The 20,509-nt window shown below is 68.9% G+C and carries 17 protein-coding genes and 1 pseudogene; 13 read left to right on the top strand and 5 right to left on the bottom strand.

Annotated features, from left to right (window positions below):
- Positions 1-167 precede the first annotated feature (167 nt).
- The 3 genes and pseudogenes from A3IC_RS59680 to A3IC_RS0142125 all read left to right on the top strand — a co-directional run.
- The gene (locus A3IC_RS59680) at positions 168-506 is read left to right on the top strand and encodes a Dabb family protein (protein WP_158696323.1); all 339 of its coding nucleotides are present in this window, start codon (positions 168-170) and stop codon (positions 504-506) included.
- Positions 507-516: 10 nt separating this feature from the next.
- A complete protein-coding gene (locus tag A3IC_RS0142130; RefSeq protein WP_020556093.1) occupies positions 517-1,374 on the top strand; it encodes a fumarylacetoacetate hydrolase family protein in 858 nt (285 codons plus the stop codon).
- A gap of 327 nt (positions 1,375-1,701) precedes the next feature.
- A pseudogene (locus A3IC_RS0142125) lies at positions 1,702-2,469 on the top strand (AMP-binding protein); the annotation flags it as partial.
- Between the two features lie 88 nt (positions 2,470-2,557).
- On the opposite strand, the gene A3IC_RS0142120 reads toward A3IC_RS0142125, so the two are convergent.
- Both A3IC_RS0142120 and A3IC_RS59675 read right to left on the bottom strand, forming a co-directional pair.
- On the bottom strand, positions 2,558-3,232 hold the full coding sequence (locus A3IC_RS0142120; RefSeq protein ID WP_020556091.1) for an NADPH-dependent F420 reductase: 675 nt from the start codon (positions 3,230-3,232) through the stop codon (positions 2,558-2,560).
- Positions 3,233-3,432: 200 nt separating this feature from the next.
- On the bottom strand, positions 3,433-4,854 hold the full coding sequence (locus A3IC_RS59675; RefSeq protein ID WP_245599809.1) for an alpha/beta fold hydrolase: 1,422 nt from the start codon (positions 4,852-4,854) through the stop codon (positions 3,433-3,435).
- 686 nt (positions 4,855-5,540) lie between these two features.
- Between A3IC_RS59675 and A3IC_RS0142110 the strand changes: the two genes are divergently transcribed.
- The 3 genes from A3IC_RS0142110 to A3IC_RS0142100 are packed head-to-tail and all read left to right on the top strand — an operon-like array spanning position 5,541 to position 8,409.
- Positions 5,541-6,584, top strand: coding sequence for an ABC transporter substrate-binding protein (locus A3IC_RS0142110; RefSeq protein ID WP_020556089.1), 1,044 nt, complete (start codon positions 5,541-5,543; stop codon positions 6,582-6,584).
- Positions 6,585-6,607: 23 nt separating this feature from the next.
- Positions 6,608-7,597: an iron chelate uptake ABC transporter family permease subunit gene (locus A3IC_RS0142105; RefSeq protein ID WP_020556088.1), complete on the top strand. Its 990-nt coding sequence runs from the start codon at positions 6,608-6,610 to the stop codon at positions 7,595-7,597.
- Positions 7,594-8,409, top strand: a complete 816-nt coding sequence (locus A3IC_RS0142100) for an ABC transporter ATP-binding protein (RefSeq protein WP_020556087.1) — start codon at positions 7,594-7,596, stop codon at positions 8,407-8,409. Before A3IC_RS0142105 ends, A3IC_RS0142100 begins: the two co-directional genes overlap by 4 nt.
- An 81-nt stretch (positions 8,410-8,490) precedes the next feature.
- On the opposite strand, the gene A3IC_RS69335 is transcribed toward A3IC_RS0142100, so the two are convergent.
- Complete coding sequence (locus tag A3IC_RS69335) at positions 8,491-8,637, bottom strand: hypothetical protein (protein WP_020556086.1); 147 nt, start codon at positions 8,635-8,637, stop codon at positions 8,491-8,493.
- 382 nt (positions 8,638-9,019) lie between these two features.
- Positions 9,020-9,565, bottom strand: coding sequence for a MarR family winged helix-turn-helix transcriptional regulator (locus A3IC_RS0142090; protein ID WP_020556084.1), 546 nt, complete (start codon positions 9,563-9,565; stop codon positions 9,020-9,022).
- Positions 9,566-9,649: 84 nt separating this feature from the next.
- On the opposite strand from A3IC_RS0142090, the gene A3IC_RS0142085 reads away from it, so the two are divergent.
- Positions 9,650-10,684, top strand: coding sequence for an alpha/beta hydrolase (locus tag A3IC_RS0142085; protein ID WP_026219356.1), 1,035 nt, complete (start codon positions 9,650-9,652; stop codon positions 10,682-10,684).
- Positions 10,685-11,247: 563 nt separating this feature from the next.
- On the opposite strand, the gene A3IC_RS0142080 is transcribed toward A3IC_RS0142085, so the two are convergent.
- Positions 11,248-12,258 (bottom strand): hydroxyacid dehydrogenase, encoded by a 1,011-nt coding sequence (locus A3IC_RS0142080; RefSeq protein ID WP_020556082.1) that lies wholly within the window; start codon positions 12,256-12,258, stop codon positions 11,248-11,250.
- Positions 12,259-12,746: 488 nt separating this feature from the next.
- Here A3IC_RS0142080 and A3IC_RS0142075 point away from each other — a divergent pair, with 488 nt between their 5' ends.
- The 6 genes from A3IC_RS0142075 to A3IC_RS0142050 all read left to right on the top strand — a co-directional run bounded on the left by A3IC_RS0142075 (position 12,747) and on the right by A3IC_RS0142050 (position 20,367).
- Positions 12,747-14,075, top strand: coding sequence for a sugar ABC transporter substrate-binding protein (locus tag A3IC_RS0142075; RefSeq protein WP_026219355.1), 1,329 nt, complete (start codon positions 12,747-12,749; stop codon positions 14,073-14,075).
- A complete protein-coding gene (locus A3IC_RS0142070) occupies positions 14,072-15,043 on the top strand; it encodes a carbohydrate ABC transporter permease (RefSeq protein ID WP_020556080.1) in 972 nt (323 codons plus the stop codon). Before A3IC_RS0142075 ends, A3IC_RS0142070 begins: the two co-directional genes overlap by 4 nt.
- Positions 15,040-15,906, top strand: a complete 867-nt coding sequence (locus A3IC_RS0142065; RefSeq protein WP_020556079.1) for a carbohydrate ABC transporter permease — start codon at positions 15,040-15,042, stop codon at positions 15,904-15,906. The genes A3IC_RS0142070 and A3IC_RS0142065 overlap by 4 nt, the downstream gene beginning before the upstream one ends.
- 136 nt (positions 15,907-16,042) lie before the next feature.
- Entirely contained in the window at positions 16,043-17,419 is a 1,377-nt protein-coding gene (locus A3IC_RS0142060; protein WP_020556078.1) for an alpha-L-fucosidase, read from the top strand.
- 51 nt (positions 17,420-17,470) lie between these two features.
- Entirely contained in the window at positions 17,471-18,904 is a 1,434-nt protein-coding gene (locus A3IC_RS0142055; protein ID WP_020556077.1) for a polysaccharide lyase 6 family protein, read from the top strand.
- Between the two features lie 35 nt (positions 18,905-18,939).
- Positions 18,940-20,367, top strand: a complete 1,428-nt coding sequence (locus tag A3IC_RS0142050) for a polysaccharide lyase 6 family protein (RefSeq protein WP_020556076.1) — start codon at positions 18,940-18,942, stop codon at positions 20,365-20,367.
- Positions 20,368-20,509 lie beyond the last annotated feature (142 nt).

Raw genomic sequence — 20,509 nt, 5'->3', positions numbered from 1 at the left:
CTGAAATCGACCTCGCCACAGCCGACTTCACCCATACCGACATCGGCATCACCACAGGGGGTGCAACGGGATGACCCGCATGTCGCCGGCGTGGCCCGCCGCCGATGTTCGGGGCCGCGCCGCCGCCCCCGCCGACCGAACCGACCACCCCGACCCCGGAGTCGACCATGCTGCTGCACCTGGTGCTCGCCCGCTGGAAGCCCGACGTACCCCCCGCCGCCGACATCGCCGAACTGCGCGCCGACATCGAACAGTTCACCAGGATTCCGGGGGTGCTGCTGGTTCGCGCCGGTAGCGACCTGGAACTGGCCGCCGACAACGCCGACTTCGGGATGGCCACGGTCTTCGCGGACGTCGCCGCGCTGACCGACTTCGTCGCGCACCCCACGCATCTGCGGGTCTCCCGGCGGCTCGCCGGCATGGTCGCGTCCGTGACCCGCATGCAAATTCCGCTCGCCGACGACGACGCGATCGTCGCCGGCCGGCCCGATTCCGCGAAGGTGTGAGGACGACCCCATGCGTACCGCCACCATCGACGGCCGACTGCACCTCCTGCTCGGCGCCGGCGCGATCGACGTGCACACCGCGAGCGGCGGCGCGTTCGCGGCGGACCCGGACCCGGACGCGGCCTTCGCGGACTGGGACCGGCTCCGGGACTGGGCGCACACCCTCGACCCGGCCCGGGCCACACCGGTGGACCCGGCCCGGATCGGCGCGCCCGTGCGCCGGCCGCGCCAGGTGTTCGGCGTCGGCGTCAACTACCGCGACCACGCCGCCGAGGCGGGCCTGGCCGTACCGGACACCCCGGTGGTCTTCGGCAAGTTCTCGAGCTGCCTGACCGGGCCGTACGACCCGGTGACGCTGCCGAGCGCGGCGGTGGACTGGGAGGTGGAACTGGTCGTGGTGGTCGGCCGGCGAGCCGAACGCGTGGCCGCCGAGGACGGCTGGGCGCACGTCGCCGCACTCACCGTGGGCCAGGACCTGTCCGAACGAGCGGTCCAGGTCGGCGCGCCGGTGATGCAGCTGTCCCTGGCCAAGTCCTTCCCCGGCTTCGGCCCGATCGGCCCGGCACTGGTCACCCCGGACGAGTTCGAGGACCCGGACGACCTGCGCCTGGGCTGCTCGATCGACGGCGAGGTGGTCCAGAACGGCAGCACCCGAGACCTGGTGTTCCCCGTACCCGAGCTGATCGCCCGACTGTCGGCGCACTGCACCCTGCTCCCCGGCGACCTGATCTTCACCGGTACGCCGGCGGGCGTCGGCGCGGTGCGCCGACCGCCACGCTTCCTCCGTCCCGGCCAGACGCTGGTGAGCTGGGTCGAGGGCATCGGCGAACTACGCAACCCGATGCGCGCCCGCCCTGTCAATCCCTGACCGTCGCCGGGACGAAGGTCGGCGTGGGTACCGGCGGCCGAGTGTCGGGTGCGGGCAATCGGCCGTCGGAGCAGACTCGTTCGGTCATCGGACGGCCCGCAGCCCGCCCCGCCGCCCGCCGGTGGCAGCCCGCAACGTGCCGGCAGCCGATCGGTCCACACACCGACTTGCCTCATCGATGGCGCAGACGGCCACGCCCCGACAACGGTTCCTCCCTTATTCCGACAGCGGTTCCTCCCCATCTCCCACACACTGTCGCGCCGAGCAGTGGGCGGTGAGCGGTGAGCGGACCAACGTCCTCGACGCCCATCCCAGGAGCAGCCCGCCATGACCACCCCGGTCCCCACCCCGCCCCCGGAACCGTTCTGGACTCCCGACCCCGTCATCGTCGCGGACTCCCGCATCGCCGACTTCGCCCGCCGACTCACCCGACCCACCCGACACCACGACGCGCACGCCCGCGACGAGGCGTACTCCGGCGCCACACCGTTCGCCGATTACGCGGCACTGCACCGTTGGTCCGTCACCGACCTGGAAGGGTTCTGGGGCGCCGTCTGGGAGTACTTCGACATCCAGGCCCCCACCGGGTACGAGCACGTGCTCGCCGAGGAGACGATGCCCGGCGCCCGCTGGTTCACCGGTGCCACGCTCAACTACACCCACCACGCGCTGCGCCGGCTGCGCTCCGACGAGGCCGCGATCATCGCCTTGGACGAGACCGGCGCGGGCTACGAGATGACGGGAGGCACGCTGCGGGCCGAGGTCGCCTCAGTGGCCGCGACCCTACGCGACCTGGGCGTGGGCAAGGGCGACCGCGTCGTCGGGTACCTGCCCAACACTCCGCACGCCGTGATCGCCCTGCTTGCCGCAGCCGCCCTCGGCGCCGTCTGGTCGGTCTGCGGCCAGGACTACGCTCCCGGGGCCGCCGCCGACCGCTTCGGGCAACTCGAACCCACCGTGCTCATCGCCTCGGACGGGTACCTCTTCAACGGCACCACACACGACCGTCGCGAGGCCACGGCGGAGTTGCGCAAGGCCCTGCCCACCGTCAAGACCATGGTGATCGTGGAGTACCTCGGACTGCCGTGGCCGGCCGGCCACGCCAAGGCGTCGGGCTCAGTCCGGCCGGGTCCGATGCCTCGGCGACGGTGGGTGGTTGGTTACCCGTTTCGCCTGATCCGGGTCATGAGTGAGTCGAGGGGTGGGCGGCGGGGGCGGTGGCGACCGAGATGTTGAAGTCCACAGGGCCCAGGACCCCGTACAGGCGCAGCCACAGGGGCATCAGGAGTTCCGTCGCGCGGGCACTGGACAGGTCGCCGAGGTCGATGATCTGGGCGGGGGTCCAGCCGAAGGTGCCCAGCAGGGTCGCCACTTCGGCCTTGGCGGTCTCGTCGTCGCCGCTCAGGAACACGTTGTGGTGGCCGGGGACGAGGCCGGGCTCGACCATGACCGTGTTGTTCATCGTGTTGAGGGTCTTGACGACCCGGGTTTGGGGGAACGCCTTTTGCAGTTGCTCGGCGAGGCTGCCGCCGTCCGGAGTGAAGACCTTGGGCGGGAACCCCCCGGAGAAGTCCAGTGGGTTGGACACGTCGACGAGGACCTTGCCGCGCAGATTGTCGGCACCCGCCGCCTCCAGCACGGCCAGTGAGACCAGGCCGCCGGTCGCGTTCACCACGAGTTCCGCGATGCCGGCCGCGTCGGCGAAGGTGCCGTGCGCGCCGCCGTTGTCCGCCGCCCACTGCTTGGCTTCGGCGTTGTCCGCCGTCCTGGAGCCGAGCGTGACCTGATGACCCAATGCGGCGAGCTTGCCGGCGAGCCGTCGCCCGACCTCACCCGTGCCCAGTACGCCGATCCTCATCTGCTGTTTCCCCCTCGTACGCGAACGCCGGGCAACCACGGCGGGCGGTGCGGTGGTTGGCCGGATGTGTTCGACCGATTGATCCATGTGACCGTAGATCGCGACGGTCCCGGGCGGAAGTACGCACTATTCGGTACCTGTACCGGGAGGATCCCGCAGAGCCCTCCACGAATGGCGATCCCGAGCGGTGGGGACGAGGTTCAGAATCGGCGGTCGAGCTGGTTGGCCTCGATCAGTTCGAGGGCGCGTTCCTCCAGTGACCGGTTCGGCCGGGGCGTCGATCGAGCGGTGGCCCCGTCGGCGGGAACGTCCGGCCGCGGAGGGCCGGAACAGCCCGCCTGTGCGCCGGGCAGTACGCCGTTGATCAGGTAGTCGTCGATCTTCCTGGTGACGCAGGCGTTGCGGCCGTACAGACTGTGTGTGCCCTCGTCGGAGACCGAGATCAGGTCGTTGTTCAGCCTGTTCGCCATCGCGGGCCCGCCCTCGTACTGGGTGGCCGGGTCGAACTCGGCCTGCACCACGACTCCGGTCGGATATCCCTTGCGTTTCAGGTCGGTGATCCGCTCCGGTGGGGTGAACGAGCGGAAGGTGCACTCGGTCGGTTCGGTCGCCGACGCGCCCCTGCCGTACGGGTACCGGTCGCGGAAGATCCGCATCTGCTCGTAGTAGACGTTCAGGTCCGTGGGCCAGTCGGCCTCGCAGATCACCGCCTGGTAGGTCCCGTTGACCGTGGCCGGGGCGGTTGCCTTGGCGAGCGCCGCGAGGGCTTTGCCCGCGTCGGCGGACAGCGTTCCACCGACCGCCTTCCTGATCTCGACGACCAGTTCGGCCTCCAGCGCCCAGACGACGCGGGGAACGGTTTCGTAGCCCAGCATCCGGTCGAAGTAGTCGCGGTCGATCGGCGGGTCCTCGGGATGCCCCGGCGACGGCACCGGCTTGACCGCCAGTTGCTCCCCGATCGCGTCGAGGGTGGCCATCACCTGGGCGAGCGAGTCGCCCAGGTGGTAGGTGTTGTCCCGTTCGGCGACCCAGGCGGCCCATGCCTCGATGTTCTGTCGGGAGGCGACGGCCTGTTGCTTGAACTGCTCGTAGTAGAGCCAGTCCGGGTGCATCGACGAGTCGAGCACACTGCGGTTGAGCCTGCCGGGGAACAGTGTGCCGTACACGGCGCCGAGATGGGTACCGTAGGAGAAGCCGAGGTAGTTGATCTTCTTCTCGTCCAGCGCGGCTCGGATCACGTCCATGTCCCGTGCGGTGTTCGCGGTGTTGACGAACGGCCGCATGAAGCCGCCCGCTCGTTGGCAGGCCTGTTCGCGTTGCAGCGCGGCGGCGGCCAGCGCGGCGAACTGCGCGTCCGTCGGGCGGGTCGGCCGCGGTGGGTCCTGCTCCACGGCGTCGCAGTGCAGGGGGGTGGATCGGCCCACCCCGCGCGGGTCGAAGCCGATCAGGTCGAAGTTGTCGGCGATGGCCTCGCCGGCGAGTTCGGTGGGCAACGCCAGCCCCTCGCCGCCGGGCCCGCCCGGATTCAGCAGCAGGACACCCTTCCGCTTGTCCGGACTGTTGGCCTTGCGGCGGCTCACCGCGATATCGAGCCGGCCGTCACCGGGCCTGCGATAGTTCATCGGGACGCTCAGCGTGGCGCAATCCATCTTGGCCCACCGCTTGTCCCACTCCTCTTGCGGAACGTCGTCAGGAGGGGGGCCGGGAACGCACGGTGCCCAGGACGCCCGCTGCCCCAGGAACGGGGCAAGCCCGGATTCCTCCGCAGCGGCGGAAGCCGCCGTTGATCCGATGGCGACGGACATGCAGACCGCCAGCACAGGAACGCGGTGCGATCTCGCCAACCGATCTCGAACGCTCATGAAGTCACGCTCCATTCAGATGAGTCCGACAATTTCGGACCGCTCCGAACCTAGTGAGGCCGAGATTTCGTTTTGGTAACCAACGCTGACCGGTGGGTCGTTGCCGGCGGACGCAACGCGCGGTGCTCGTGAAGCAAGAACAACCGTGGGCCTGCTCGGGGACACGACGGGCCGCCGGTGTGTCGCGTCGAGAGCGAGCGGCCTGGGCCTGGTCCGTGCCGACAGCGTCCTCAACGGCTCGGTAGGCGGCGGGGTTTCATGCCCACCGGTCGACCACGCCCTGATGTTCCGATATCTGTCCACTGCTCATCCACCGGATCCCTGCCGGCCCTGCCGCGTATCGAGGGCATTCGTCCGTTGTCCCGTAATGGTTCGGCATCCCCAGGAACTCCGGCGGCCTTCGTGCCGACTACGAGCGTGAGACCCGCTCACACCGAGGAGTTCGCATGTCGAAGAAACGGCTCGTCGCCGTCGTCCTGGCCGGAGCTCTCTGTCTGGTCACGGCGGGATGCGCCGGTTCCTCGACCGAGACGGCGAGTGACAAGTCGTCCACGTCCGCATCGGGTTCCGGTTACCCGGTGACGATCACCAACTGCGGGCAGACCGAGACGTTCACCAAGGCCCCCGGCAGGGTGGTCGTCATGAACGGCGCCTCCGTCGCAGAGGTCTCCACACTGCTCGCACTCGGGCTCGGCGACCGCATCGTCGCCAACGAGCAGAGCTACGGGATGTCCGAGGTCGCGGGCCGGGCGGAGGCCATCAAGGCGCTGCCCACCGGGGGCATCAAGCTCAACGACTCCTACGACATCCCCCGCGAGGCGATGCTGGGCCTGCGGCCGGACTTCGTCATGTCCGTCACGTCCTACGGATTCGACGCGAAGAACGGCTTCGCCACCCGCCGGCAGCTCGAGACGGTGGGCGCGAACAGTTACATCTCCCCGCAGGGTTGCGACGACGACCCCTCCAAGATGACCGTCTCCGACAGCTACACGCTGCTGCGCGACATGGGCAAAATCTTCAACGTCAGCGACCGGGCGGAGAAGCTGATCGCCGCTTCCGAGAAGTCGATCGCCGCAGTGTCCGCGAAGGTGCAGGGCGAGAAGAAGCCGAAGGTGATGGTGCTCTTCGCCAACATGTCGATGGGCGGCAACGCCTTCAGCTCGGTCGTCGCCAAGGGCATCATCAACGACATCCTCACCAAGGCCGGCGGTACCAACGCCTTCGAATCGGCGTCCAAGACCACCTTTGCCGACCTGAGCAAGGAGAAGGTCGCCGCCACCGACGTCGACGCCCTCGTCGTCATCAGCTACAACTCCCCCGACCCGACGGCCTACGCCAAGCAACTGCTCGAGGAGTTCCCCCAGTGGCCAGCCGCCGAGAACAACGCCTACACGGTCCTGTCCGACTCGATCTACCTGGGCCCCGGCAACGACCTGGCCGTGGACAGGATCGCCAGGCTGCTGCACCCCGACGCGTTCCGAACCGGCTGAACCTCCCGCTGATATCGGCCGCGTTGCCGGCCCTGTTGGCCGTCGTCATGATGGTGGCGATCAGCATCGGGGCGGTCACGGTTCCGCTCGGTGACGTATGGCGAATCGTCCTGCACCATCTGACCGGTGCCGGCCCGGTCGGTGACCCGGCGACGGACCAGATCGTCTGGAACTTCCGGGCCCCGCGCGTCGTGCTTGCCGCGCTGGTCGGCGCCGGGCTGGCCGTCTCCGGGGTGGTCCTCCAGGCCGTGGTGTCCAACCCGCTCGCCGACCCCACCGTCCTGGGCTTCTCCTACGGCGCCTCGCTCGGCGCCGTCCTGGTCATCACCGCCACCGGTACGGCGCTCGGCGGCCTCGGCGCCTCCACGGCGGCATTCCTCGGCGCCCTCACCGCGGGAGCACTGGTCTTCCTCCTCGGACAACGCCGAGGACGGCTGGCCCCCACCCGCCTCGTACTCTCCGGCGTCGCGGTCGGATACGTCTTCCTCTCCGCGACCAGCTTCCTGCAACTCCAGGCGACACCCAACGAACTGCGCACCGTGATGTTCTGGATGCTGGGCAGCGTCGCGGGCGCCCAGTGGAGCCAACTCCCCACCGTCAGCGCCGTCGTCCTCACCACCACCGTCGTCCTGACCCTCTTCGGCCGACGGCTCAACGTCCTGCTCGCAGGCGACGAATCCGCCACCGCCCTCGGCGTCGACGTCAACCGCCTGCGTGCCGTACTCCTGGTCCTCTCCTCCCTCCTCACCGGCACCGTCATCGCCGTCGCGGGCGGCATCGGCTTCGTCGGCCTGATGATCCCCCACCTCGTACGCCTCGCCATCGGTGCCGACCACCGCAAACTGCTCCCCGTGACCGCACTCCTGGGAGCCAACTACCTGGTGATCGTCGACCTGCTGTCACGCACCCTCAACCGGCCCAACGAACTCCCCCTGGGCATCCTCACCGCCCTCCTCGGCGCACCCTTCTTCCTCTGGCTGCTCCGCCACAACAAGGGCCTGGACACCGGATGAAACTCACCATCGACCGGCTCCACATCACCCTGGACCGCCAACCGATCCTGCGCGATGTGACCCTGGAAGCCGACAAAGGCGACATCGTCGGCCTCGTCGGCCCCAATGGCAGCGGCAAATCCACCCTGCTCCGCGCCGTCTACCGCTCGCTGCGTCCGACCCGCGGGGTGGTCCGCGTCGGCGGTGACGACGTATGGGCGCTGTCCCCGCGCGCCGCCGCCCGACGCGCCGCCGCCGTCCTCCAGGACAGCACCGGCAACACCACGGGCCTGTCCGTCACCGAGATCGTCTCCCTGGGCCGCTCCCCCCACCACGGCCTGCTCGACCGTGACGGCGCCGAAGACCATCGGGCCGTCGCCGAGGCCATCGACCGCTGCGGCGTACGCCCGCTCGCCGATCGGGACTTCGCATCCCTGTCCGGCGGCGAACGCCAACGCGTCCTGCTCGCACGCGCGTTGGCACAGCACCCCGAGCTCCTCGTCCTGGACGAACTCACCAACCACCTGGACATCCGCGCCCGTTTCGAACTCCTCGACCTGATCCGCGCCACCGGCATCACCACACTCGCGGTCCTGCACGACCTCGATCTGGCCGCGCGGCTCTGCGACCGACTCATCGTGCTGCACGAAGGAACGGTGATCACCGCAGGCCCCGTACTGGAGGTGCTCACCCCCGCCATCCTGCACGATGTCTTCGGGGTACGGGCCGGCACCGACCGCCACCCCGACGGCGTAGTACGCATCACCTATGCCGCCGAGCCTCTCGCCCCCAAACCGGGCGCCCGAACCGCCGACGCATCGTCACAACGCTGAATGGCTACAGGGCCCTCGCACTGCGGAGCGCCGCGGCGTGCAGTCGCGCGTGACCCGGGCTGCTTCGGTATCCGCGCGGCGTCAGCGAGGCGGTCGGCCGGTCGGCGGCCGGCCGGTGTTCGGCCCGCCGGTGTGCGGCATCCGGACGTAGCCATTGGCCGGGATGCCGGGCCCGACGGCGTCAGCCCAGCGGTTGGAGAACACCTGCGGATTCGATTCCTCACCCATCGGCTCACAGTAGACGTCACGGCCCGCGAGACGTAACCATGCCGGACCGGATCGCGCCGGCGCAGAGTACGAGCGGGGGACGATCTCCCGATCCTCTGCGACCGCGAGGTGGTTGTCGAGGGTTGGTCACGGTGCCAGCGCGGTGGCCACCCGGGCCAGGCGATCGGCCGACAGGGCAAAGCGGTTGGCAGGGTTGCGGAGGGAGTACTCCCCGTCGTTCACGGACGAGGTGCCGGGTGACGGACACCGTGAACCGAAGGCGGTCGCCGACGAGGCGCTCGGCAACACGGACCGCCGGGGACGCCGTTCCCGGACCCGGGACGGTGCGCGAGGGTATCCGGCGTCGACTTTCGCCGGCAACGTGCCGAGCCCGTGGGTGTGTTCAGTCGAGAGTGGGCATCAGCGGTGGGCCGCCCGCCTCTGCCGTCAAGGTGATCTTTCTCAGCAGGGCCACAAGTTGCTCCCGTTCCGCTTCGGACAGCGGGGCCAGTAGCGCGTGCTCGGTCGCCATCTGATCGCCGATCGTGGACGACCACGCCTCGTGTCCCTTCTCGGTCAGCGTCACCAGCAGGCTCCGGCGGTCTTTCGGGGTGTGCTCCCGGGTCACGTAGCCGGACTTCGCCAGGCGGTCCAGGCGGCTCGTGAGTGTCGCCGGATGGGTGTCCAGGCCGTCGGCGAGCCGTGTCGGCGTCATCCGGTACGGCTCGCCGGCGGAGCGCAGCCGCCAGAGGATCTCGTATTCCCACATCTTCAACTCGCGTTGGGCGAGCCCTGCTTCCTTGCGACCCTGGAGATGGCGCACCAGCATCTGCATCCGGGTGACGACACCCTCGACCAGCGGGTCCAGATCGGGAACCTCGTGCCTCCAGCGAGCGATGTGCCGGTCGACCGAGTCGGTGGACGGGACTTGGTCGTGTGTCGTGTCCATCACGCCAGCATACGGTCAGTACTACCGATTCGTATAATTTGAAATCGTAGTAATGTCGGAGCTCCCCGTCCCGAGGAGGTTCCGTTGGCCCCATGGCCCACCGTGCTCGCCGGCCGCATCGACGAGCACGTCATCGACAGTGTCCTGTTGCGCGACAATCCCCTGGGAGACGCGGCCAAGAGGCCGTTGTGGGTCTACACCCCACCCGGCTACGACACCGATCCCGGGCGCCGTTACCCCGTGACCTATCTGCTGCTCGGCTACGCCGGCACCCTCCCGGTCTGGCGCAACCACACCCCCTACCGCCGGCCGGTGCCGGAACTCATCGACGGGATCTTCGCCCGCGGCGAGGCACCGCCCATGATTCTGGTGTTCGTGGACGCCTGGACCACGTACGGCGGCAGCCAGTACATCGACTCGCCCGGGACCGGCCGCTACCACTCGTATCTCTGCGAGGAAATCGTGCCGTGGGTCGATGCCGAGTACCGGTCGCTCGCCGACCGCGATCACCGGGCGCTGGCAGGGAAGTCGAGCGGCGGGCTCGGCGCGATGATCACACCGATGCTCCGGCCCGACCTGTTCGGCGCGTTCGCGACACACTCGGGCGACTCGTTGTCCGAGGCCCAGTACATCCCTCATTTCCTCATGGCGGCACGCCAGTTGAGAACATACGACGGCGACATCTTCCGCTGGTGGGACGACTTCCGCTCACGAGTGGCCTTCACCCGGGACGAGGACCTGAGGCTGCTCGAACTGCTCGGCGTCTCGGCCTGCTTCTCGCCCGCTCCGGACGGCACACCACAGTTGCCCTTCGACCCGCGTACAGGCGCACTCAGGCCGGAGATCTGGCAACGTTGGCTGGACTGGGACCCGGTGCGGATGGTGCCACTGCACGCCGAGGCACTGCGATCCCAGCGGGCGATCTGGATCGACGCGGGCACCCGCGACGAATGGTTCCTCGACCTGGGGGCACAGGCGTTCCGCGATGCCCTTGCCGAGGCCCGAGTGGATGAGGATGTCATACGCTTCGAGTTGTTCGACGGAGGACATCACGCCGTGGAATACCGGATGCCGCCCGCACTCGCATGGCTCTCTCATCGGATCGCGCACCCGCGGTGAAGAAACAGGGGGCGCGCACATCGCCGTGCCCCGCACACTGCGCCGTCCGACGCCCACCGACCGGACCCGGGCCGTGGCGGCGTGAGCCGGGAGAGCGGACGAGGGGACGACGAACGGCGACGTGTCGCCGGGTCGTCGCGCCCACCTCGGTCTGCGTCGTTCCCACGCCGACGTAGCACGACCCGGGGCGCAACGCCCGGCAGGGGGTACCGAGTTCCCTCCACCCGTGGTCCGGTTCTTTTCGATCAGGCCCTCGGGGCGCTCGGCTCTTGATTCCGCTCGGGCTCATGGTCGACTCCCTCGCTCACCGCGGCGGCCCGGTCCCCCGAGTCCGCAGAGCGGATTCGGGGCCGAGCGGTGCTTGCCGCGGCCCCGAAGTCTCGCGGCCCTCGCCGACGTCTCACTCACGTTTCGTGTACGTGATGCCCGTGGCTGTGAGCGGGTGGAAGCGGGCGCCGAGCAGGCTTGCCCGGACCCTGGCATGCGGTACAGCATGACCTTGCGTGATGTCGCCGATCGGAGGTTCCCGTGGATGGGAGCCTTGTCGGGAGTGCCTGGCGGTGTCAGGCCAGCGAGGCGGCGCGGGCGGGGTCGATGGCGTGCCGGAGCGGCCGGTTCTGTGTGAGGCGGCGGAGTTCGTCGAGCACGAGCTGTCCGAGGCGGTGGCGTTCGGCGCCCATGGCGCCGGCCAGGTGCGGTGTCAGGACGACGTTGGGAAGGGTGAACAGTGGGGAGTCATGGCTCGGGGGCTCGGGGTGCGTTACGTCGAGTACGGCGGTGAGGTCGGGCCTGGCGTGCAGGACCTGCGCGGCGGCGGTCTCGTCGATCAGTGCGCCCCGCGCGGTGTTGATCAGTGTCGCGCCCGGCCTCATGGAGTTCAGCAGTCGTGCCCCGATCGAGCCGCGGGTCTCGGGCAGAAGCGGTACGTGGAGGCTGACGACGTGACAGGTGGCGAAGAGCTCCTCGACGGAGATCAGCCGGACTCCCGCGTGCCGGGCGGTCTCCGGGGAGGCGACGGGATCCGTGGCGAGGACTTCGACGTCGAAGCGGGCCAGGTGGGCGGCGACGAGCCGGCCGATGTGCCCGAGTCCCAACAGGCCCACCCGTGACCGGTAGGCGCCCGGGACGTCGGGATTGGTGGGGAAGCGGCGGCTCTGCGCCACCTCCCGCCCGATGCGGTGGGCCTGTTTCAGGCCGAGGAGGACATGGGCGAGGGTGAACTCCGCCACCGGAACGGCATTGGCCGCGGCGGCCGAGACGATCGGGATGTCGCGCTCCCAGAAGGCGGATGTGGTCAGGTGCCGGACGGATCCCGCCGCGACGAGAACGGCCCGCAGCCGAGGGGCACGTGACAGGAGGGCGTCATCGAGCACGGGCGCGCCCCAGCCCGTGAGCAGAAGGTCGACGCTCCGCAGCACATCGGGGTCCGCGTCGAGCTCCTGCCGGGTGATGGGCGGTCCCTGCCAGTGCACGAGCCGGCCGATCTCGGCCAGCACTTCGGGCGGGTAGACGTCGGCCCGGCGTGCTTCCTCCATGACCAGCAGGGCTGTCGGTGCGGTGGCCGGCTCGTTCATGTCGGGTTGGTCTCCTCGGTCTGTCGGATGGTGGACCGGCAGTCGGACGGTCGGCGGTCCCTGCCCGGATGAGGTGGTGGCGAGCGTCCGACCGAATGTCGCGGATCGCTGTGGCCTGTGCGTTGTCCGGCCCGTAGCTCGCAGGAACCATACATCGGATCATTGAAATGTCATCGCCGTGACCTTGAGTGCCCGATCTTCTTTGTTCGGGTGACTGGTGTGGAGAGCGAGACGCGCCTCGGGCGCAAACGGTCGCTTCCAGTGATGCCCAAATTACACATGTAACAGCCTATTTGTAGGCGTCGGGTCGTCCTCCCCGTCTGGTTCGGAACACGTGGGAGCGGTGCGGGAGCGTGCCGGATGAGCACTCTCGTCGGTCGCCGAAACCTTTTGTATTCATCGGACTATTGACCGTTTGAATCGGACCCCGTTACCGTCCCAGCAAGCGCTTTCCAGGCCACCGTGGTGCAGCGAAAACAGGAGTTGTCATGCAGAGATCGCGATGGATCGGTGTGGGGGCTCTCGCCTCGGCACTGATCCTCACCAGCTGTACATCCGGGCCTGCGGGAGTGGATGCCAAGCAGAACTCCAAGGCGCCTCTCGAGCTTTGGACCAGGACGACGCCGGGCGGACCCGGGGAGAAGGGCGCGCTGGAGCTGGCCGCCGCCTTCGAGAAGGCCACGGGCTACAAGGTCGAGGTCACGGCCATCTTCGACGACTTCGAGACCAAACTGCAGCAGCGCGCCGCCCAGAAGAAGCTTCCCGACATCGTCATGAACGACGCGACGCAGATCGGAACCATGCACAGTCAGGGTCTGCTCCGGGAGATCGACCTGGGCAAGATCAAGGACAGCAAGCAGATCATCGGACAGGGACTGCAGTCCGGGAAGAGCCTGGACGGCAAGCAGTACGGACTCCCGATTTCCGCGCAGGCGTCCGCGCTGCTGATCCGCAAGGACTGGCGCGAGAAGCTGAAGCTCGACGCCCCGCGGACCTGGGACGACTTCGCCGCGATGGCCGCGGCCTTCACCACCCAGGACCCCGACGGTGACGGCAAGAACAACACCGCCGGGCTCGCCGCCCCTCTGTCCACCAAGCGCGGCTACGCCTCCTGGTACTTCTCCAACTTCCTCTGGGCCGCGGGCGGCGACTTCATCACCGAGACCGGGAAGGGCAAGTACAAGCCGGCGATGACCACCCCGGCGTCGGTGCAGGCCATGCAGTGGTTCCGCGACCTGGGGTGCAAGGCCAAGGCCATCCAGCCCGGCGCCGTGACCATGGACACCCCGCCGACGAACGAGACGTTCGAGGCGGGCAAGGCCGGCATGTACGTCGTCGGCCCGTACCTGCTGCCGCGCTTCGACAAGTCGCTCGGCGCGGACAAGTACGAGGTCGTGCCGATGCCCAAGGGGCCGAAGGACGCCACCGTCCTCGCCGAGGGCAGCTCCGTCTACCTGATGGCCGGCTCCGACAACCGGGCCGGACAGGACGCCTTCGCCGGCTTCGCGGTTTCCGTCGAAGGCCAGAAGAAGGGGATGGAGGGCACCACCGGCTACACGGTACAAATTCCCGTCAACACCACCGTGGACATCGCCCAGATCCGCACCGACCCTCGCTGGAAGACCTACGCCCAGGCGTACCAGGACTCCGGGCGGTACGCGCCCTCCATCCCGAACTGGACGCCGGTGCGGCAGGTGACAGCGGACGCGGTGAACGCGCTGATGGCGGACTGCGGCCTCGACATCAACGCCAAGTTGCGTGAACTCGACAAGCAGCTCGCCGACATCCTCAAGGAGCAGGGGATCGCCGCGTCATGAGCCTCGACCAGGCGGATCCGGCCGCCCCGCCGGCGGCCGGCCCCGCCCCGCGAAAAGTGGGCCGCCGGGGCGGCGGGGCCGCCGACCGCCGGGTGCGCAGCCGCAGAGGAGGCCGGTGGTGGACGCCCTGGCTGTTCCTCGCCCCGGCGCTGATCCTCTCCCTGTACTTCAAGTTCATCCCCATGGTCAACGCGGTGACCATGTCCTTCCAGGAGGTTCAGCCCTACCTGGGAAACCGGTGGGTCGGCACCGACAACTACAGCACGGTGTTGCAGTCCCACGGGTTCCGCGAGGCCGTATGGCACACGATCGTCCTCGCCGTCGGCCAGACCTTCGGCGCGATGGCGCTCGGCTTCGCACTGGCCCTGCTGATGGAGGGGCAGAGCCGTCGACTGGGATTCGTGCGCTCCGCCGCGTTCCTTCCGGTGGTGGTGCCGATGGCGGTCGTCGCCGAACTGTGGCGGATCATGTACCACCCGACCGGCGACGGCATGCTCAACTCCATTCTCGCTCTGGCGGGAATGGGCCCGTCGGGGTTCATCAACGACCCCGACACCTCGATGGCATCCATCATGGTCACCGGCATCTGGCGCGGCGCCCCTTACGACATGATGATCTTCCTCGCCGGTCTGACGAGTGTGGACCGCGGTCTGTACGAGGCGGCCAGGGTCGACGGTGCCTCCCGGTGGCAGCGGGTGCGGCACGTGACGGTGCCCGGACTGCGCTCGGTGTTCTCGATCCTGTTCATCCTCGCCGCCATCCGCGGACTGCGCGTGTTCACCGAGGTGTTCCTGCTCACCAACGGGGGGCCCAACGGCTCCACCGAGGTCGTCATGACCCTCATCTACAAGCTCGGGCTCGAGCAGAACCGGCTCGGTGTCGGCGCGGCGGGAGCGGTCCTGCTGTTCGTCGCGACACTGATCCTGACCGTCATCGTCCAACTGCTGCGGCGGAGGGAGAGCAAGTGAGCGAGTCGACCGAAACCGCGCTGGGCCTGACCGAGAGCCGCAGCATCGGCGGACGGATTCTGAAGGCCGTCGTCTACCTCCTGGTCCTGACCATGTTCGCGGGTCCGCTGCTGGCCCTGCTCGTCGGCGCCTTCGGCGACATCAAGGACCCGACGCAGCTGAGCATCGTGCCCTCGGGCTTCACGTTGGACAACTTCAGGATCGCCTTCGACCAGGGAGTGCTCAAGTATCTGCTGAACTCGTTCTTCGTCGTCGGCTTCGGGCTGCTGCTCCAGGTGTCCGTCTCCGTCCTGGCCGGATACGCGCTGGCCAGGAAGGTCTTCCCCGGAATGACGCTGGCGTTCGTCGCCATCCTGGCGACGCTGATGCTGCCCGAGGAGATCCTGGCCATCCCGCTGTCCGTCGTGCTCGCCGACCTGCCGGTCGTGCACTTCAACCTCATCGGCACCCTCGCCGGAATGATCGTTCCGCTGGGTGCCTGGGGGTTCTCCATCCTGGTGATGACCGAGTTCATGAAGGACGTGCCACGCGAACTCGAGGAGGCGGCGCGCATCGACGGCGCCGGGGACTTCCGGATCTTCGCCCAGATCATCCTGCCGATGTGCAAGCCCGCGCTCGGCGTCATCGGGGTCTTCGGCTTCACCATGATCTGGGACCAGTACCTGCTGCCCCTGCTCGTGGCCACCGACTCCTCCTCGTACACGCTGCCGCTGGCGCTGCGGACCCTGCGGATCGACCCGGCCGTGACCCCCGGCGTGGTGATGGCGGCCTCGCTGCTGGCGCTGCTGCCCTCGGTGATCGTCTTCCTGTTCTTCCAGCGGTCCTTCGTCAGCGGCCTGTCCTCCGGGGCACTCAAGGGCTGACCCGCAGACCGACCAGCCGACCCGCGGCCCCGTCGACTCCGTAGCCTGCCCCGCAGCCCGTACCGGGCCCGCAGCCCGTACCGAGCCCCGACGCGCCGAAAAGCCACCGGACGCCGACGAGAAAGAGCGATTCCCCATGACTCCGAGCGCTGACCTCCCGCAGGCGCATCCGTCCGCGACCCCGGATCCCGAGGGAGGTCCGGAGACGAACTGGTTCACCACCGCCCGGTTCGGCATGTTCGTGCACTGGGGTCTGTACTCCCTCGCCGCGCGGCACGAGTGGGTGAAGAACCGTGAGCAACTGACCGACGAGCAATACCAGGTGTATTTCGACCACTTCGACCCCGACCGCTACGACCCCGCCCAGTGGGCCAGGGCGGCCAAGGCGGCGGGCATGCGGTACGTGGTCCTCACCACCAAGCACCACGACGGCTTCTGCCTGTGGGACAGCGCCCTCACCGAGTACAAGGTCACCAACACCCCGCACGGCCGTGACCTCGTGGGGCCGTTCGTCGAGGCGTGCCGCGCCGAGGGGCTCAAGGTCGGCCTCTACTACTCGCTGATCGACTGGCACCATCCGTCCTTCCCCGTGGACGGGACCCACCCGCAGCGCGACGACGAGGCGTTCAAGGCAGCCAACGCCGATCGGGACATCCGCGACTACCAGCGCTATCTGCACGGCCAGGTCCGCGAACTGCTGACCTCGTTCGGACGGATCGACTACCTGTTCTTCGACTTCTCGTATGCCGAGCGCTCCTGGTGGGGCGGCAAGGGACCCGACGACTGGGATTCCCCGCAGCTCCTGCGGACGATTCGCGAACTGCAGCCGCACGTCCTCGTCAACGACCGGACCGGCCTTCCCGGGGACTTCGTCACCCCCGAGCAGTACCAGCCGTCCGGTCCGATGACCGAGAACGGGCGACCCGTGCCGTGGGAAGCCTGCCAGACGCTCAACGGCAGTTGGGGCTACGACCGGGACAACCTGGACCACAAGAGCCCCGACCTGTTGATCCGCATGCTCGTCGACGGCGTGTCCAAGGGCGGCAACCTGCTGCTCAACGTGGGGCCCAACGGTCGTGGCGCGCTCGACTCGCGCGATACCGCGGTCCTCGACGAGATCGGCCGGTGGATGCGGCTGCACGAGCGGTCGATTCGCGGCTGCGGCCCCTCCTCGTACACCGCCCCCGCCGAATGCCGGTACACCCGGCGCGGCGACCGGCTCTACGTCCACCTGTTCGCCTGGCCGATGCGTCACCTGCACCTGCCGGGCCTGTCCGGCCGGGTGCGCTACGCCCAGCTGCTCAACGACGCGTCCGAGATCATCCCGGTCCACATCGACCCGGACCGGCCCGCGGTCAACACCGAGATGGGCGGCCAGCCTGCCGGAACGCTCACGCTCCAACTCCCGGTCAGGCGCCCCGACACCCCCGTACCCGTCATCGAACTGTTCCTGGACGCCCAGGCAACCAGGGACGCCGGGGACACCACCCGCGACACCCTGACCGCCGGCTGATCGCAAGCCGGAACACCGTCCGTACCTCCACCACATCCTCACGGAGGCACCATGCAACGCCGCACGTTCCTGATGGGCACCGCGGCAGGGGTGGCGCTGGCCGCCGCCCCCGTCGGCGGAGCCCTGACCGCGAGCGCGAGCGCGGCCCCGAAGGCCGTCCGCACACTGGACGAGCTGCAGGCCGCGATCGACCGGGCACGACCCGGCGACCGGATCGTCGTGGCCGACGGGACCTACACCGTCCCGTCGGACCGCCCGCTCACCGTCCGGAACAAGCAGGGCACCGGGCGCGCGCCCATCACCATCGCCGCCCGGACCCAGGGCGGCGTCATCCTGGAAGGCGAGCACAGCTTCGTCCTCGAAGCGTCCGCCCACATCACCCTGAGCGGCTTCTCCTTCCGGCAGCGCAACACCCTGGACATTCCCCCGGACTGCTCGCACATCAGGCTCACCCGCAACGACTTGCAACTGGCCGACATCGAGGGCGTGCACTGGGTGATGGTGCGCGCGGACGACAGCACCGTCGACCACAACCACTTCCACGGCAAGAGCACCCTCGGCATCTACCTCGGTATCGAGGGCGCGAACACCGAGGAGATGGCCCAGCGCGTCCACGTGTACCGCAACCACTTCTCCGACCACACCTTCACCGGCTCCAACGGCGGCGAACCGATCCGGCTCGGCGTCAGCCCCCGGGCCCTGTCCAGTGCCCACGCGGTCGTGGAGTACAACCTGTTCGAGCGGGCCAACGGGGATCCCGAGGCGATCTCGGTGAAGAGCTCGGACAACACGATCCGGTACAACACCATCCGCAACAGCGTCGGCGGGATCGTCCTGCGGCACGGCAACCGCAACCGGGTCGAGGCCAACCACCTCATCGACGGCACGGAAGGCGTGCGGATCTATGGCAACGACCATGTGATCGTCAACAACTACCTCGCCGGCCTGTCCGGGCGTGCCATGGTGATCGGCAGCGGCTCGGAGCGCGATCACCTTCCCGGCGAGACGCCCGAGGCGCGCCGCGGCAACGATGCCCCCGACCGGATCCTGATCGCCTACAACACCCTGCTGAACAACAACGGCACGCTCTCCGGGGAGAGCCAGCGTCCGCACGAGCCGCGCGACGTCACCGTCGCCGACAACCTGTTCGTCGCGGACACGGGCCAATTGGTCGCGATGGCGAACACCGTGCGCTTCACCTGGTCGGGCAACCTCCTGTGGGGCGCCGCCGCGGACGGCAACATCCCCACCGGCGGCGGCACCCGTGTCGACCCGAAGCTGGTGAAGGACCCGTACGGCATCGCCCGCCCGGCCGCCGGCAGCCCGGCGATCGACGCCGGCACGCTGGGCCGGCCGCGCATCACCCACGACATCGACGGACAACCCCGCAGCAGGACACCGGATGTGGGCGCGGACGAGTACTCCCGCCGGCCGCCGAGGCGCGGACCCCTGACCCCGGCCGATGTCGGTCCCCGAGCCGACTGAGCGCACCGCCCGCCCACTTCGACGCAGGAGGCACCATGCAACGACGCACGTTCCTCAAGGGCTCGGCCGTGGCCGCACTTGCCGCGGTACCCCTCACCACCTCGCTGTCGGGCAGCGCTTCGGCGGCCGACATCCCGGTCTCCTCGCTCGCGGCGCTCCAGAGCGCGATCAACGGCGCCGCACCCGGTGACCGGATCGTCGTCGCCGACGGCACCTACACGGTCCCGTCGGGCGGTTCGATCAACATCTCCGGCAAGAACGGCACGAGCGCCGCGCCCATCACCATCGTGTCCAAGACCCGCGGCGGCGCGGTGCTGCGGGGCGCACGCGGCTTCGTGCTCGCCAATTCGAGCAACATCGTGATCAGCGGCTTCGCCTTCCGGCAGAGCACCACGCTCGAGATTCCGACGGACTGCTCGGCGATCCGACTCACCCGCAACGACTTCCAGTTCGCGGACAGCGGCGATCCGTACTGGGTCGTCGTACGGGCGAACGACACGAAGATCGACCGGAACCATTTCCACGACAAGACCACCGCGGGCATCTTCATCGTCGTCGACGGTCCCGGCAAGACCGACATGGCGCAGAACGTGCAGATCTTCCGCAACCACTTCTCCGATCACAGTTTCACCGGGGACAACGGCGGCGAGCCCATCCGCTTCGGCGTCAGCGGTCGGGCTCTGTCCGACGCCGGCGGATACGTGGAGTACAACCTGTTCGAGCGCTGCGACGGCGACCCCGAGGCCATCTCGGTGAAGTCCTCGGGCAATACCGTGCGGTACAACACCATCCGCGACAGCCGCGGCGGCATCGTGCTGCGGCACGGCAACGGTTCGACGGTGGAGGGCAACTACCTGATCGGCGGCACCGACGGGGTGCGGATCTACGGCAACGATCATGTGATCGTCAACAACTACCTCAGCGGGCTGTCCGGCCGGGCCCTGGTGGTCGGCAGCGGCAGCACCCGTGACCACACCCCGAGCGAGACGGAGAGCCAGCGGCGGGGCAACGACGCCTGCGACCGCGTGGTGATCGCGCACAACTCCCTGATCAACAACACCGGCATGTTGTCGGGCGAGACGCGGGCGTTCGAGCCGCGGGACGTGACCATCGCCGACAACCTGCTGGTCGGCGACTCCGGCAGCCTCGTCGCCATGGGCGCCACCACCGCTTTCACCTGGCGGAGCAACCTGCTGTGGGGAGCGGCCGGCAACGGCAACATCCCCGCCGGAAGCTTCATCCGGGCCGATCCCCGGCTCGCTCAGGGCGCGGACGGTGTGCTGCGGCTGACGGCGGGCAGCCCGGCGATCGGCGCGGCCACGCTGGGCACGATAACCCTGGCCGACGACATCGACGGGGACCCGCGCGGCAGCGTACGGGACATTGGAGCCGACGAGTACGCCACAACGCCCGCACTCCGGCACCCCCTCACCGCCGTGGACGTGGGCCCGAACGCTCCCTGAGCGACCATCGGTGACGGGGCACCGCACGCCTGATCGATTCGTCCACCCGGCCCCGCCGGTCCTTCCGAAGCGGTCCGCCCGAACCCCGTGCGGGCGGACCGCGTCGGACCGCGCGAGACAATCGCAGACCACCCGCGGGCCG

The organism is Embleya scabrispora DSM 41855 (assembly GCF_000372745.1).
GTDB classification, from domain to species: Bacteria; Actinomycetota; Actinomycetes; order Streptomycetales; family Streptomycetaceae; genus Embleya; species Embleya scabrispora.
The sequence above is the reverse complement of the archived record's forward strand: the minus strand, read 5'-3'. Positions and strand labels throughout refer to the sequence as shown.

Excerpts from the sequence above, each read along its gene's own strand:
- A3IC_RS0142080 (WP_020556082.1), bottom strand. The coding sequence starts at position 12,258 with ATGAACGAGCCGGCCACCGCACCGACAGCCCTGCTGGTCATGGAGGAA.
- A3IC_RS0142090 (WP_020556084.1), bottom strand. The coding sequence starts at position 9,565 with ATGGACACGACACACGACCAAGTCCCGTCCACCGACTCGGTCGACCGG.
- A3IC_RS0142100 (WP_020556087.1), top strand. The coding sequence starts at position 7,594 with ATGAAACTCACCATCGACCGGCTCCACATCACCCTGGACCGCCAACCG.
- A3IC_RS0142070 (WP_020556080.1), top strand. The coding sequence starts at position 14,072 with ATGAGCCTCGACCAGGCGGATCCGGCCGCCCCGCCGGCGGCCGGCCCC.
- A3IC_RS0142060 (WP_020556078.1), top strand. The coding sequence starts at position 16,043 with ATGACTCCGAGCGCTGACCTCCCGCAGGCGCATCCGTCCGCGACCCCG.
- A3IC_RS0142110 (WP_020556089.1), top strand. The coding sequence starts at position 5,541 with ATGTCGAAGAAACGGCTCGTCGCCGTCGTCCTGGCCGGAGCTCTCTGT.
- A3IC_RS0142075 (WP_026219355.1), top strand. The coding sequence starts at position 12,747 with ATGCAGAGATCGCGATGGATCGGTGTGGGGGCTCTCGCCTCGGCACTG.
- A3IC_RS69335 (WP_020556086.1), bottom strand. The coding sequence starts at position 8,637 with ATGGGTGAGGAATCGAATCCGCAGGTGTTCTCCAACCGCTGGGCTGAC.
- A3IC_RS59675 (WP_245599809.1), bottom strand. The coding sequence starts at position 4,854 with ATGAACTATCGCAGGCCCGGTGACGGCCGGCTCGATATCGCGGTGAGC.
- A3IC_RS0142120 (WP_020556091.1), bottom strand. The coding sequence starts at position 3,232 with ATGAGGATCGGCGTACTGGGCACGGGTGAGGTCGGGCGACGGCTCGCC.
- A3IC_RS0142130 (WP_020556093.1), top strand. The coding sequence starts at position 517 with ATGCGTACCGCCACCATCGACGGCCGACTGCACCTCCTGCTCGGCGCC.
- A3IC_RS0142055 (WP_020556077.1), top strand. The coding sequence starts at position 17,471 with ATGCAACGCCGCACGTTCCTGATGGGCACCGCGGCAGGGGTGGCGCTG.
- A3IC_RS59680 (WP_158696323.1), top strand. The coding sequence starts at position 168 with ATGCTGCTGCACCTGGTGCTCGCCCGCTGGAAGCCCGACGTACCCCCC.
- A3IC_RS0142050 (WP_020556076.1), top strand. The coding sequence starts at position 18,940 with ATGCAACGACGCACGTTCCTCAAGGGCTCGGCCGTGGCCGCACTTGCC.